The sequence below is a fragment of the Pseudomonas sp. 1L-C-7-B-C1 genome (assembly GCF_057291635.1).
This window is the reverse complement of record NZ_JBXAWH010000024.1, coordinates 1-13,136: the sequence shown is the minus strand read 5'-3', so window position 1 is coordinate 13,136 and position 13,136 is coordinate 1. Positions and strand designations below refer to the sequence as shown.

The following is a 13,136-nucleotide window of genomic DNA, read 5'->3' as shown; positions in this document are numbered from 1 at the left end:
GCCTTCCCGGCTAAAGCCGGTCCCACAGGTTGGGGCTCTAGCCGGTCTCACCGGATGCACGCGATGCTGTTAGTGGGACCGGCTTCAGCCGGGAAGAGGCCGGTGAGTGCGCTATAGATTTGCGGTGATGGGTTATCGCCCCGGCACCAACCTCAACACCTCTTTGCTGTTCCCCGCCACATCTCCTTCGCTGAACCGCTCCGGCGCGTACTCGCCGTTGACGTAACGCTGCGCCTGATCGGCATAGTGCTCGTCGAACAGCACGCCGCTCTGGCCCACCGGGTTGATCCCCAGCGCATGGGCCGGGTCGGCGAAGTCGATGAGGCGGCGCGTCGAGGGCCCATACGTCACTGGCCACGGCGCGGGGCCCATGCTCGCTGACAGGTTGTTCGGCACCTCATGGGTACCGGGCGCAGCGAACGGTCCGACATTGAACAGCATGTCCAGCGGCGGTTGCTTGCCCAGCGGATGTTCGTGGGCCAGCGTGTGCGCTTTGCCCCACGTCCATTCATCCGGGTTCTGCCCGTACAGCGATTTCAAATGCGAGACCGCTGCATGCCACGCGACCTTCACCGTGTTATCGCGGCTCTCGGGCTCTCTTGAATGGCGATTGTTCCACCACGGCGAATCCGCGTCGGCAGCCAGTCGCGGCAGCGCCAGGTCAATGAGTCGTGTCGACAGCAGCGTCGTGAACATCCCGTCGCTCAGCTCATCATGGAAAACCTGATCGGTCAGGTTGAACAGGAACTGATTGAACAGCGTCGCGCCCACCGAATCCACGGAGTACTCACCGTTCCATGCCGCCAGGCGCTCAAGCAAGTCGTGCTCCTCCGGTTCGCTCACCACCCGGCGCAGCACCGGAATCAGCGGCGTAAGAATCTGTGCGGCGTAATCCGTTCGAGTGCCAAGCTGCAGCGGCTTGCTGTTCTCCAGATTCCATTTCACCGTGTCGTCGCTCAACTGGCGACTCAACTGGCGACCGCGCTCGGCAAGGTTGTAATAGCCTGGAATCTCCATTCCTGTAGGCGATACCGGCTGGAAGTTCGCAGAGACGATATAACCCCGGGCCGGGTTTTCCTCCTGAGGGTTGGCGCTGAAAGGGTAGAAACCGTGCTTGTCAGCCTGCTCGGAGCTGCCGTCGAGAATGAACGTCGGGTTGACCCCATCGGGTCGCTTCGGCAACTGCGCCGCCGCCCACCAGCCAATATCACCCCGGGCGTTGGCGTAGACGATGTTCAGACCCGGCGACTGAATCTTCTCGGCGGCGCTGCGCATCTTGTTAAGGGTGTCGGCGCGGTTGGCTTCGTAGAAGCCCTGCAGGATCGGGTTGTCCGACTCCAGGAACGACCACCACATCGCAATCGGCGTATCGCTCGGCTGTTGCGGCCCATTGGCGCCCAGCGCGTCGTTCACGATCGGGCCGTGGGGTGACTGCCGCAGGGTGAGCGTGACGGGAGATTCTCCCTTGACGTTGATCTGCTCGGTCCGAGACGTCATGTCCACCCAGGCGCCGTGGTACCAGACTTGATCGGGATTATCGGGGTTGGTCTTTTCAGCGATCAGGTCCAGATCATCGTTCTGGAACATGGTCAGGCTCCAGCCGAAATCCAGATTGTGGCCGAGCAATGCGAAGGGGTTGAGCGCCTGAAAATGCCCGTAAAGCTCAAAGCCCGGCGCCGTCAGCTGCGCTTCGTACCAGACCGCCGGCACCGAGAAACGAATGTGCGGATCACCCGCCAGCAGCGGTTTACCACTCTGGGTGCGGCTGCCGGACACCGCCCAGGCATTGCTGCCCTCGAACTGCGGCAGGCCGGCTTTCTCAAGCGCCTGCTGGCTGAGCAGTGCCAAGTCATTGAGGCCTTTCCAGTCGTTGCTCGTCAATGCAGGGGACTGGTCAACGGCGCCTTTTGGCTGCCAGTCCATATCGAACACTTTCAGGTATTCCGGGCCCAGTTGATCTCGCACGAAGGTCATCAGCGGCTCAGTGCGAAACGCCGCGGCGAAGCTGTACGCCAGGTAACCGCCGACGCTGAGGGTGTCTTGCGCCGTGAACGGCCGCTCGCGAATGCCCAGCACGTCGAACTCGATCGGTTTGGGATGCGTCGCCTGGTATTGATTGATGCCGTCCAGATACGCCTGAAGCGCCTTCCACGCCGGCGAGTTTTTGTCCTGGCGGGCGACATAGGCATCGGCATGCTCGCGGATGCGCAAGCTACGGAACAGCTTGTCGGTGTTGACCAGCTTGGAGCCGAGGACTTCTGCCAGCTCGCCGCGTGCCAGCCTGCGCAGGATTTCCATCTGGAACAGGCGGTCCTGGGCGTGAACATAGCCCAGCGCGCGGTACAAGTCGTCCTGGTTGTCGGCACGAATATGCGGCACGCCGCGCTCGTCGTAACGCACGGTGACCGGGGCCTGCAGACCTGCGAGGCTTATCTCGCCATCGCGGACCGGCTGTTTGCTGTGGATGTACCACGCGCCTGCGCCCCCGATGAGCAACAACAATGCGACGACGACGTAAAGGCTGCGTTTCATCCGGGGGCTCAAATGAGAATCGGGAAGGTTTTGCAGGCTACAGATTTGTCTCGCGACTGGGTAGACGGCGCGCCGATGGATTTAAGTGGCGTAACTTGCCACGCCGCGGCGGACAGATGACACTTCCGTGCGGTCGCTTCCTACACACCCTCATCTGGAATTCCGATGTCCGACACGTTCGACCCCGACCATCTGCGTGCTGAGCTGTTGCCGCTGAACGCGTCACAGGCGCCATCTGCAGAGGCCCAGGCTTATCAGCGTTTCTACGGTTTGAATGCGCTCGGCCCGAGTGGCGCGACCAATAGCCGGATAGGACGCGTTGAAGTGGGCGGCTATGAGATCGTCACGCAGCTGTGGATGCCCGATCAACCCGTTGGCACGCTGGTGCTGATGCATGGGTTTTACGATCACGTTGGGCTGTATCGTCACGTTGTCGACTGGGCGCTGGGGCTTGGACTGGCGGTGATTGCCTGCGACTTGCCGGGCCATGGATTGTCCAGCGGGGCGCGGGCGAGCATTACCGACTTTTCGGAGTACCAGGCGGTGCTGGACCGGCTTTTTGTTGAGGCCGAAAGCCTTAACCTGCCACAGCCATGGCACCTGTGCGGGCAAAGCACTGGCGGCGCGATTGTCATCGACCACTTGCTGCACCACGGCGATGCCAGCCCGGCGCAGGGTCAGACGATCCTGCTGGCGCCGCTGGTGCGGCCGCGTGGCTGGGCCTTGTCGAAGCTCAGTTATTACCTGCTACGCGGCTTCGTCAAAGCCATCGACAGACGCTTTAGCGAAAACTCAAACGCCCCGACCTTTCTGCCTTTTCTGCTGGCGGACCCGTTGCAGCCGCGACGCCTGCCGACCGTCTGGGTGGGCGCGCTGGCCAAATGGATCGAACGCATCGAGCGCGCGCCCCGCAGCCGCCGCAGCCCGCTGATCGTGCAGGGCGAGTCGGACATGACCGTGGACTGGAGACATAACCTGCCGGTGCTCAAGGACAAGTTCGCCGAGCCGCAGATCTTCATGTTGCACGACGCGCGGCACCATCTCGTCAATGAGTCACCCGAGCTGCGCGCGCGATTTTTTGAGTTTCTGACTCAGCGTATGGGGTAGGGCTCGAAGGGCAGGTCTCCCGGCTGACATAGCGCGTGTGGGACCGGCTTTAGCCGGGAAGGCTTTAGTGGTCACACCGAAAGATGGGGGGTGTTTACTCAGTCCTCTTCCCGGCTTAAGCCGGTCCCACTGACGTCATTTGACGGTCTGGCCGACCGCCAATCCCGCGCGAACAGCTGCCAGCGCTGCCTTGTAATAGGCCTTTCCATCGTTGGACTCGGCGAAGCTGGCGAACTCGTCCAGCTCGCCATCCGACAGGTCGCGGTACACGTAGAGCAGCGTGTTGTTCACGTCCTTGCCGATCTGCCCCATGAGCCGCTGGCGCTGACTGTCTAGCATGGCCTGGGTCGTTCCGCCGCCCATCAGGCCTGGAATCATCGAACTCAGGCTGTCGGCGGCGACGCCAGCAATCGCCATGCTGACCTCTGCGCCGGCTTCTTTGGCGGGGAGGGCGTTGGCCAGGTGGCCGATGATCAGCAGTCGGTTGTCGTCGGCCTGGATGTGCGGCAGGCCTTGGGCGTTTTTGGCCAGTTGGTCCGGGCGCGTGGCAGTGAGCTCGGCGTTGACGATCTTGCGGCCCAGCGGCGACTGGAAAAACTGCAGCGCAGGGTTCGGGTCCTGCAGCGTCTGGCGCAGCATTTGTTCGCCGCGCTGGTCCATCGCCTGCGGCGCGAACCGCTGATTGCTGTTACTTACCAGAGCGTCGAACACGGCGGGCGGAAGGCTGTTGCGGTAACGCTGCTGAGCGGCTTTCAAGGCATCGACAAAATGAGCGCGTTGTTCCGGCCAGCCGGCGAGCTTGTAGAGCTGATCGTGGCCGTCTGCCCAAGCGGGCAAAGTGCAGAACATCAACAGCAGGAAAAACAGACGGCGCATTAGAGACTCCTGTCGGCAGGCCGCCATTCTCGGTGGGGCAGCGGGGATTTGTCGAGTTAACACTTGCCAGACCCCGCTAAAAACCGTGGGTTCGATCAGTGATCGGGCAAAACCGCCGGGCGTATTCAAACCCGCGAAAATATTCCTCATTCGCCGGACTGCAGGCCCTGTCGGATTAATCGGCGTATGGATACTATGCCCGCCATGCGCATATCCCCTGATCACCCGCTGCTGTTGCGAATCGTCGACGACCTGGCCGAGCGTGGCTGGTCGCAGCAGAACATCTTCCTGCCCGATACCCTGACCCGCGAGCTGGCCCTTGAATGCCGCACGCGTGCCGTTCAGGGTGAGCTCGCGCCTGCCGCAGTGGGGCGCGGGCCGGCGCAGGAAGTGCGCGAGGGTATTCGAGGCGATCACATCCAATGGCTCGAAGCGGGGCAGGCCGAGCCGTGCGATCGTTATCTCGACCTGATGGACAGCCTGCGTCAGGCGCTGAACCGAGGCCTGTTTCTGGGCCTTGAGGACTACGAAAGCCACTTCGCGCTCTATCCGCCAGGGGCCTTCTACCTCAAGCACGTGGACCGTTTTCGTGATGACGACAAACGCATGGTCTCGGCGGTCGTCTACCTCAATGACGGCTGGTTGCCAGAACACGGCGGCCAGTTGCGGATGTACCTCAAGGGCGGCGTGGAGTATGACGTGCAGCCAACGGGCGGCTGCCTCGTGGTGTTTCTTTCGGGCGACATGCCCCACGAAGTCATGCCCTCGACCCGGGAGCGTCTGTCGCTGACCGGCTGGTTCAGGCGACGCGGGAACGAGCCGTTCGAGCTGTAGCAAACTCACCCCCACAAGGCTATGGCTGCTGTGCGACGCCGCATCGGTCCAACATGAAATCTTCTACATCAAGCCACTCAGCGAAACACTTCGCGGCCAACCGCAGCTAAGGTGAAGGTCGTTTCTGGGCGGTTGTCTGTCGGGATAAAGAAGCTTCGACCCCCGAGCCCGCCAATCGCACATCGATAAAAAAGGCGAGATCATGAAGACGTTATTCGCGAGAACTGCCCTGACCGGACTGCTATTAGGGGCGAGCTTGCTGGCCCAGGCCGCTGACATGCCGCGCACTGCATCGCCTGCAGGCGCCGAGGTTTACATCATCTCGCCCAAAGACGGCGCGACCGTCAACGGCGCATTCAAGGTGCAGTTCGGCCTCAAGGGCATGGGCGTCGCCCCGGCCGGCGTTGACGTGCCGGACACCGGCCATCATCACCTGCTGATCGACGTCAAGGATCAGCCCGACATGACCGCGCCGCTGCCGACGACCGACAACATCCGCCACTTCGGCAAAGGCCAGACTGAAACCGAGCTGAACCTGACGCCGGGCCAGCACACCCTGCAACTGCTGGTTGGCGACAAGAACCATGTCCCGCTGAACCCGCCGGTTGAGTCGCAGAAGATCACCATCACGGTGAAATAACCTGCTGTAGGCTGGGCATTGGGCGCACAGCCGGTGCCGGCGTGTTACGTGATTCGCGCATAAAAAAAGGAGACCCGAGGGTCTCCTTTTTTATCACCCCGAAACCACCGCTTTAGAACAAAACGCGGCTACGGATGGTGCCTTTGATGTGCTGCAGTTTCTCTTGCGCCAGATCGGAATACTCGGCGTCGACGTCGATCACCACGTAACCGACTTTCTCGTTGGTCTGCAGGAACTGACCCGAGATGTTGATGCCGTTTTCAGCGAAGACCTTGTTGATCTCCATCAGCACGCCCGGGATGTTCTCGTGGATGTGCAGCAGGCGGTGCTTGCCAGGGTGGGCCGGCAAGGCCACTTCCGGGAAGTTGACGGAAGAAACCGACGTGCCGTTATCGCTGTACTTGACCAGCTTCTCGGCCACTTCCAGACCGATGTTGGCCTGGGCTTCTGCGGTCGAGCCGCCGATGTGCGGGGTCAGGATCACGTTGTCCAGGCCGCGCAGCGGGCTTTCGAACACGTCATCGTTGGAACGTGGCTCGACCGGGAACACGTCGATGGCCGCGCCGATCAGGTGCTGATCCTTGATCGCGTCAGCCAAAGCGTCGAGCTTGACCACCGTGCCGCGCGCCGCGTTGATCAGGATGGCGCCCTTCTTCATCGTGCGAATTTCTTTCTCGCCGATCATCCACTGGGTTTCGTTGGTTTCCGGAACATGCAGGGTGACGATGTCAGCCATGCCCAGCAGCTCGTTCAGGCTGGACACCTGAGTGGCGTTGCCCAGCGGCAACTTGGTCAGGGTGTCGTAAAAGTACACTTGCATGCCCAGGCCTTCAGCCAGGACCGACAACTGCGTGCCGATCGAGCCGTAGCCGATGATGCCGAGCTTCTTGCCACGAATTTCGAACGAGTTGGCCGCGCTCTTGATCCAGCCACCGCGATGGCAGGAAGCGTTCTTCTCCGGGATACCGCGCAGCAGCAGGATGGCTTCCGCCAGCACCAGCTCCGCCACCGAACGGGTGTTGGAGTAAGGGGCGTTGAACACAGCGATGCCGCGTTCGCGGGCTGCGTTAAGGTCAACCTGGTTGGTACCGATGCAGAAGCAGCCGACCGCGACCAGTTTCTTGGCGCTATCAAACAGTTCTTCAGTCAGTTGGGTGCGGGAACGAATACCGATGAAATGAGCGTCGGCAATCTTTTCCTTCAGTTCGGCTTCCGGCAGAGACTTGGTGTGGTACTCAATGCTGGTGTAGCCGGCGGCCTTGAGGACGTCGACCGCGGACTGGTGGACGCCTTCGAGAAGAAGGAACTTGATCTTGCTCTTGTCGAGGGAAGTCTTGCTCATCTGCGTAAACCTGTGTCCCGGAGAGAAATGGCAGTAAGTGAAGCGCGCGCCAATGGGTCGAAAGCTCGATTGGCGGGGGGCGTATGCTAGCATATGCCCCCCGCGAAACACCCCATTCCTGGACGTGAGCCGTTCTCAGGATGACCATGAATTGTTCGAGAGTTCTGTTGATGACCCATCCTGCGCTGATAGATGAGCTGAAGAACCTGGTTGAGCCTGGCAAGGTCCTGACCGACGCCGATTCCCTCGAAGCCTATGGCAAGGACTGGACCAAACATTTCGCCCCGGCGCCCACCGCCATCGTGTTCCCCAAGACCACCGAACAGGTGCAGGCCATCGTCCGTTGGGCCAACGAGCGCAAGGTCGCACTGGTCCCTTCGGGCGGCCGCACCGGGTTGTCCGCCGCCGCCGTTGCCGCCAATGGTGAGGTGGTCGTCTCCTTCGATTACATGAATCAGGTGCTCGAACTTAACCTGACAGACCGCACAGCCATCTGTCAGCCAGGCGTGGTCACCAAACAGCTGCAGAATCTCGCCGAAGAAAACGGTTTGTATTACCCGGTGGACTTCGCGTCGTCAGGCTCCAGCAATATCGGCGGCAACATCGGCACCAACGCCGGCGGGATCAAAGTGATTCGCTATGGCATGACCCGCAACTGGGTCGCCGGCCTCAAGGTTGTCACCGGTAAGGGCGACCTTCTCGAACTGAACAAAGACCTCATCAAAAACGCCACCGGCTACGACATGCGTCAGCTGTTCATTGGCGCCGAAGGCACGTTGGGGTTTGTGGTTGAGGCGACCATGCGCCTGGACCGCGCGCCGAAAAACCTCACCGCGATGGTGCTCGGGACCACTGATTTCAACGCCATCATGCCGGTGCTGCATGCGTTCCAAAGCAAGCTGGACCTGACCGCCTTCGAGTTCTTTTCGGACAAGGCGCTGGCCAAGGTCATGGCGCGCGGTGACGTGCCGTCCCCGTTCGAAACCGAGTGCCCCTTCTACGCGCTGCTGGAATTCGAAGCGACCACCGAAGAAGTGGCCAACCACGCGCTGGAAACCTTCGAGCACTGTGTCGAGCAAGGCTGGGTGCTGGATGGCGTGATGAGCCAGAGCGAACAGCAACTGCAGAATTTGTGGAAACTGCGCGAATACATTTCGGAAACCATCTCCCACTTCACGCCGTACAAGAACGACATCTCGGTCACCGTTTCGAAAGTCCCGGCGTTTCTCGCTGAAGTGGATGCGATCGTTGGTGAGCATTACCCGGATTTCGAAATCGTCTGGTTCGGGCATATCGGCGACGGCAACCTGCACCTGAACATCCTCAAGCCGGAAAACCTGAGCAAAGACGAGTTCTTTGCCAAGTGCGCAACGGTGAACAAGTGGGTGTTCGAGATCGTCCAGAAGTACAACGGCTCGATCTCCGCAGAGCACGGCGTCGGCATGACCAAGCGTGACTACTTGCATTACAGCCGCTCGCCGGTGGAGATCGAATACATGAAAGCCGTCAAAGCGGTGTTCGATCCGAACGGCATCATGAACCCTGGCAAAATCTTCGCTGTGTAAGCGGTTCCCCATTACAACAAGCTTCTCAGGAGCGCTCATGAGCTATCAGCACAAATACGTCGACGGCACCAAGGTTCACTTTCCGCTCGGTAAAGTCGTCTGCATCGGCCGCAACTACGCCGAGCACGCCAAGGAGCTGGATAACCCGGTACCGACCGAGCCCTTGCTGTTCATCAAGCCGGGCAGCTGCGTGGTCGGGATCGAGGGGGGCTTCAGCATTCCTCAGGACCGGGGTTCGGTACATTACGAAGCCGAGATCGTCGTGCTGATCGGCAAACCGCTGAGCAAGAGCCCGAGTCGTGAAGAAGTCCTCGATGCGATTTCCGGCTTCGCCCCGGGCCTGGACCTGACGCTGCGCGACGTGCAGTCGAAGCTGAAAGAGAAAGGCCTGCCGTGGGAGATTGCCAAGTCGTTCGACGGCGCGGCGGTCATTGCGCCGTTCGTATCCGCTGACGCTTATCCCGATCTGACCGACATCGCCATCCGCCTGACCATCAACGGCGAAGTCCGCCAGGACGGTAACAGCAGTCACATGCTCAACCCGATCGTGCCGATGATCCAGCACATGGCCTCGCAGTTCTCGCTGCAGGCCGGTGACCTGATCATGACCGGCACGCCTGCCGGCGTAGGGCCGTTCACTGTTGGCGATGAGAGCGTGCTGGAGCTGACCGGCCACAGCCGTTTTGAAAGCGACGTTCGCGGATGACACAGCGTAGAAGCCGTCTGCGTTTCCGTTGGTGGTGGCTGCTCGCTGCAGCACTGGTGATTTTGGCCGGTCTCTCTTATGCCTGGCACTGGGACGATCGCGGTCTGTTGTGGCTGCGCGAGCGCAACGTCACGCCGGCTGAGCGCGCGGCGGGCATCTGGCTGCCGGATTACAAGGTAGACATCGACGCCAAGCCGCTGACTGGCATGGAAAAGGATGAGGCCTCGGACTTGTCCTACGACCCGGCGACTAAAACCCTGTATTCGGTGATGGGCAAAAACCCTTTCCTTTCCGAGATCACGCTGACCGGCGACGTCATTCGCAAAATTCCGCTTGAGGGCTGGGGCAATCCCGAGGGTGTAGCCGTTCTGGGCGACGGCCTGATTGCTATCGTCGATGAGCGCCAGCACCAGATGACCATCGTCCACGTCACGCCTGACACCAAAACCCTCAACATCGCCGACTTCCCCAAGTACGATCTCGGTCCGTCGAAGGACCAGAACAAAGCCTTCGAAGGCATCGCCTGGGACCCACGGGATCAGCAGTTTCTGTTCGGTGAAGAGCGCCCGCCAGCGCTGTACAGCTGGAAGGCCGATGGCAGCAGCGAGGTAAGGGGCGAGAAGCGCAAGCTGATCAACGACAACCTCATCGTGCGCAATCTGTCGTCTCTGTACGCGGACCAGAAAACCGGGCATTTGCTGGTGTTGTCTGCCGAGTCGCACATGCTGCTGGAATTGGACGGCAAGGGAAATCAGGTCAGCTTCATGACGCTGCTGAGCGGTTTCAATGGGCTGAGCCAGACCATTCCACGCGCCGAAGGGGTGGCAATGGATGAGAACGGCACCATTTACATGGTCAGCGAGCCCAATCTGTTTTATACCTTCAAGCGCCGGTGAGCCTCGGCTGGCTTCGCCTGGAACGTCGGTCGGGGCTCGTCATGGCCCCGAAAAGTCCAAACGAGATGTCACATCGCTTTCAGTTTGGCTTCAGAATACGGTGCTATTAAAGTCGCCCCCCTGAAGTCGAGCCCCCTGCATGCGTCGTGTGTCCCCGTTCCAGAGCGTCGTGCTCACGTTACTTGTCCTGTTGATATTGACCGCGTCGTTTTTCGTGGCGCGCGAGTACAGGGTCATCGAGCGGCTCTGGTTCAACTGGTACGTGTTCTGGCAATCCAGTGATGCGCAAGCGCTGGGCCTCGACGCCTATGAGGTTGAGATTGAGGCGCGGGCCATCGACGGCTTGGAGGCTAATGTCTCGGCGCTCAGCTTCGATCCGCAGCGCAAGACCCTCTTTACCGTGACCAACAAAAACCCCGAGCTGGTCGAGTTGAGCCTGGAAGGGCGGATTCTCAGACGAATTCCCCTGACCGGGTTTGGTGACGCCGAGGCGGTCGAGTACATCAGCCCCGGGATTTACGTGATCAGCGACGAGCACAGTCAGCGGCTGATCAAGGTTCATGTGGATGACGACACGACATTTCTCGACGCGGCCGATGCCGAGCAGCTGACCCTGGGCATCGACGCCGGCGGCAACAACGGCTTCGAAGGCCTGGCCTACGATAATCAGGGCCGTCGGCTGTTCGTCGCCAAAGAGCGGCGGCCCGTGCAGATCATCGAAGTGCGCGGCTTTCCTGACGCCGGCACCCATTCCCCGAATATTCTGGAAGTGACGTCCAGCAAGCAGCGGGATGCAGGCCTGTTTGTGCGCGACCTTTCCAGCCTGCAATTCGATGAACGCAGCGGGCATCTGCTGGCGCTGTCGGATGAGTCGCGGCAGATTCTCGAACTGGACACTGAAGGCAAACCCGTTGCCAACGTGTCGCTGACCAAGGGCAGCATGGGCCTGAGCAAAAGCGTGCCCCAGGCCGAAGGCATTGCAATGGGGGACGACGGCACGTTGTACGTCGTGAGCGAGCCGAACCTGTTCTATGTGTTCAAGAAGCGCTGAGGGCAAGGCATCTCCGCTAGGATTTGCTTTGCCCCGCAACCATTAGCGCTTGAGGGTTTTCACGCCTTCTTGAGTGCCCAGCAGCAGCAGATCCGCCGGGCGCGCGGCGAACAGGCCGTTGGTGACGACGCCGACGATGTTGTTGATCTGCGCTTCCACTTCCACCGGGTTGGTGATGTTCATGTTGTGCACATCGAGGATGATGTTGCCGTTGTCCGTCAGCACACCGTCGCGGTAAACCGGGTCGCCGCCCAGCTTCACCAGTTCGCGGGCCACGTGGCTGCGGGCCATCGGGATCACTTCGACCGGCAGAGGAAACGCTCCCAGTACCGGCACCAGTTTGCTGGCATCAGCGATACAGATGAAGGTTTTGGCCACGGCGGCCACGATCTTCTCGCGGGTCAGGGCTGCACCGCCGCCCTTGATCAGGTTCAGGTGCTCGTCGCTTTCGTCGGCGCCGTCGACGTAAAACTCCAGATCGCTCACCGTGTTCAGTTCATACACCGGAATCCCGTGACCCTTGAGGCGTGCGGCCGTTGCGTCGGAGCTCGCGACTGCACCGTCGAATGCGCCTTTGTGCAGGGCCAGTGCGTCGATAAAGCAATTGGCGGTAGAGCCGGTGCCCACGCCCACGACGCTTTTGTCGTCGAGTTTCGGAAGGATGAAATCGACGGCGGCCTGGGCAACGGCCTGTTTGAGTTGATCCTGGGTCATGCGAGGTGGGCTCCGGTTACAGGGAATAGCGATAGGTCCGAGGGCCGGCAGTATAGCGACATGCCGTGGTCAAAGCCTGAGTCTTGATATGGTCGTGCGCCGGGACGAGGGGTAGACTTCCGGGTCTTGCCCCTTCGCCAGCGATTCTTCTCCGATGCTCGAGCACTACGTCAAAAAGATCCTCACTTCCCGCGTCTACGACGTTGCCGTGGAAACCCCGCTGCACGCCGCCCGCCAACTGTCCCAGCGCCTGGGCAACAACGTGCTGCTCAAGCGCGAAGACCTGCAGCCGGTGTACTCCTTCAAGATTCGTGGCGCGTACAACAAGCTGGCGCAGCTGAGCCCGGAAGAACTGGCGCGGGGCGTGGTGACAGCGTCGGCAGGCAATCACGCCCAGGGCCTGGCGCTGGCAGCGAAGACGCTGAACGTCGCGGCGACCATCGTCATGCCAAAGACCACGCCGGAGATCAAGGTCGAGGGCGTGCGCTCCCGTGGCGGAAAAGTCGTACTCCACGGCGACTCGTTTCCCGAAGCGCTGGCGTACTCGCTGAAGCTGGTCGAGGAACACGGCTACGTCTACGTTCACCCCTACGACGACCCTGACACCATTGCCGGGCAAGGAACCGTGGCGATGGAGATTCTGCGCCAGCATCAGGGGCCCCTGGACGCGATCTTCGTCCCGGTGGGCGGTGGCGGGCTGATCGCCGGCATCGCGGCCTACGTGAAATACCTGCGCCCGGAGATCAAGGTGATCGGCGTCGAGCCCGATGACTCCAATTGCCTGCAACAGGCCATGGCCTACGGCGAGCGGGTGGTGTTACAGCAAGTCGGGCTGTTTGCCGATGGCGTCGCGGTGGCGCAGATCGGTCAGTA

Annotated in this window: 12 protein-coding genes; 8 read left to right on the top strand and 4 right to left on the bottom strand. The window is 60.9% G+C overall.

From position 1 onward, the window contains the following. Positions 1-132: 132 nt before the first annotated feature. Positions 133-2,532 (bottom strand): penicillin acylase family protein, encoded by a 2,400-nt coding sequence (locus tag AC0Z8Z_RS25105; RefSeq protein ID WP_485620933.1) that lies wholly within the window; start codon positions 2,530-2,532, stop codon positions 133-135. Between the two features lie 165 nt (positions 2,533-2,697). Between AC0Z8Z_RS25105 and bipL the strand changes: the two genes are divergently transcribed. Beyond that, positions 2,698-3,639 carry a phospholipase BipL gene (gene bipL / locus AC0Z8Z_RS25100; RefSeq protein WP_485620932.1) on the top strand — a complete coding sequence of 314 codons (942 nt, stop codon included), beginning with the start codon at positions 2,698-2,700 and terminating at the stop codon, positions 3,637-3,639. 135 nt (positions 3,640-3,774) lie between these two features. Here the strand turns inward: bipL and AC0Z8Z_RS25095 are convergent, their stop codons facing one another. Then, a complete protein-coding gene (locus AC0Z8Z_RS25095; RefSeq protein ID WP_122533991.1) occupies positions 3,775-4,515 on the bottom strand; it encodes a DUF2059 domain-containing protein in 741 nt (246 codons plus the stop codon). 195 nt (positions 4,516-4,710) lie between these two features. Here AC0Z8Z_RS25095 and AC0Z8Z_RS25090 point away from each other — a divergent pair, with 195 nt between their 5' ends. Both AC0Z8Z_RS25090 and AC0Z8Z_RS25085 read left to right on the top strand, forming a co-directional pair. Then, complete coding sequence (locus tag AC0Z8Z_RS25090; protein WP_485620934.1) at positions 4,711-5,349, top strand: 2OG-Fe(II) oxygenase; 639 nt, start codon at positions 4,711-4,713, stop codon at positions 5,347-5,349. A gap of 202 nt (positions 5,350-5,551) precedes the next feature. Then, entirely contained in the window at positions 5,552-5,989 is a 438-nt protein-coding gene (locus AC0Z8Z_RS25085; RefSeq protein ID WP_122622878.1) for a DUF4399 domain-containing protein, read from the top strand. Positions 5,990-6,101: 112 nt separating this feature from the next. Here the strand turns inward: AC0Z8Z_RS25085 and serA are convergent, their stop codons facing one another. After that, entirely contained in the window at positions 6,102-7,331 is a 1,230-nt protein-coding gene (gene serA, locus AC0Z8Z_RS25080) for a phosphoglycerate dehydrogenase (protein WP_122533988.1), read from the bottom strand. Positions 7,332-7,501: 170 nt separating this feature from the next. On the opposite strand from serA, the gene AC0Z8Z_RS25075 reads away from it, so the two are divergent. The 4 genes from AC0Z8Z_RS25075 to AC0Z8Z_RS25060 all read left to right on the top strand — a co-directional run bounded on the left by AC0Z8Z_RS25075 (position 7,502) and on the right by AC0Z8Z_RS25060 (position 11,549). Continuing rightward, complete coding sequence (locus AC0Z8Z_RS25075; RefSeq protein ID WP_272629910.1) at positions 7,502-8,896, top strand: FAD-binding oxidoreductase; 1,395 nt, start codon at positions 7,502-7,504, stop codon at positions 8,894-8,896. Positions 8,897-8,933: 37 nt separating this feature from the next. Beyond that, positions 8,934-9,602: a fumarylacetoacetate hydrolase family protein gene (locus tag AC0Z8Z_RS25070; RefSeq protein WP_485620931.1), complete on the top strand. Its 669-nt coding sequence runs from the start codon at positions 8,934-8,936 to the stop codon at positions 9,600-9,602. After that, the gene (locus tag AC0Z8Z_RS25065; RefSeq protein WP_485620930.1) at positions 9,599-10,498 is read left to right on the top strand and encodes an SdiA-regulated domain-containing protein; all 900 of its coding nucleotides are present in this window, start codon (positions 9,599-9,601) and stop codon (positions 10,496-10,498) included. The genes AC0Z8Z_RS25070 and AC0Z8Z_RS25065 overlap by 4 nt, the downstream gene beginning before the upstream one ends. Before the next feature lie 139 nt (positions 10,499-10,637). Next, positions 10,638-11,549: an SdiA-regulated domain-containing protein gene (locus AC0Z8Z_RS25060; protein WP_172610403.1), complete on the top strand. Its 912-nt coding sequence runs from the start codon at positions 10,638-10,640 to the stop codon at positions 11,547-11,549. Between the two features lie 42 nt (positions 11,550-11,591). Here AC0Z8Z_RS25060 and rpiA read toward each other — a convergent pair whose 3' ends face one another. Further along, positions 11,592-12,263, bottom strand: a complete 672-nt coding sequence (gene rpiA / locus AC0Z8Z_RS25055; RefSeq protein ID WP_122533983.1) for a ribose-5-phosphate isomerase RpiA — start codon at positions 12,261-12,263, stop codon at positions 11,592-11,594. A gap of 154 nt (positions 12,264-12,417) precedes the next feature. Between rpiA and AC0Z8Z_RS25050 the strand changes: the two genes are divergently transcribed. Further along, positions 12,418-13,136, top strand: a 719-nt coding sequence (locus AC0Z8Z_RS25050; protein ID WP_485620929.1) for a pyridoxal-phosphate dependent enzyme, incomplete at its 3' end; no start/stop codon positions are given.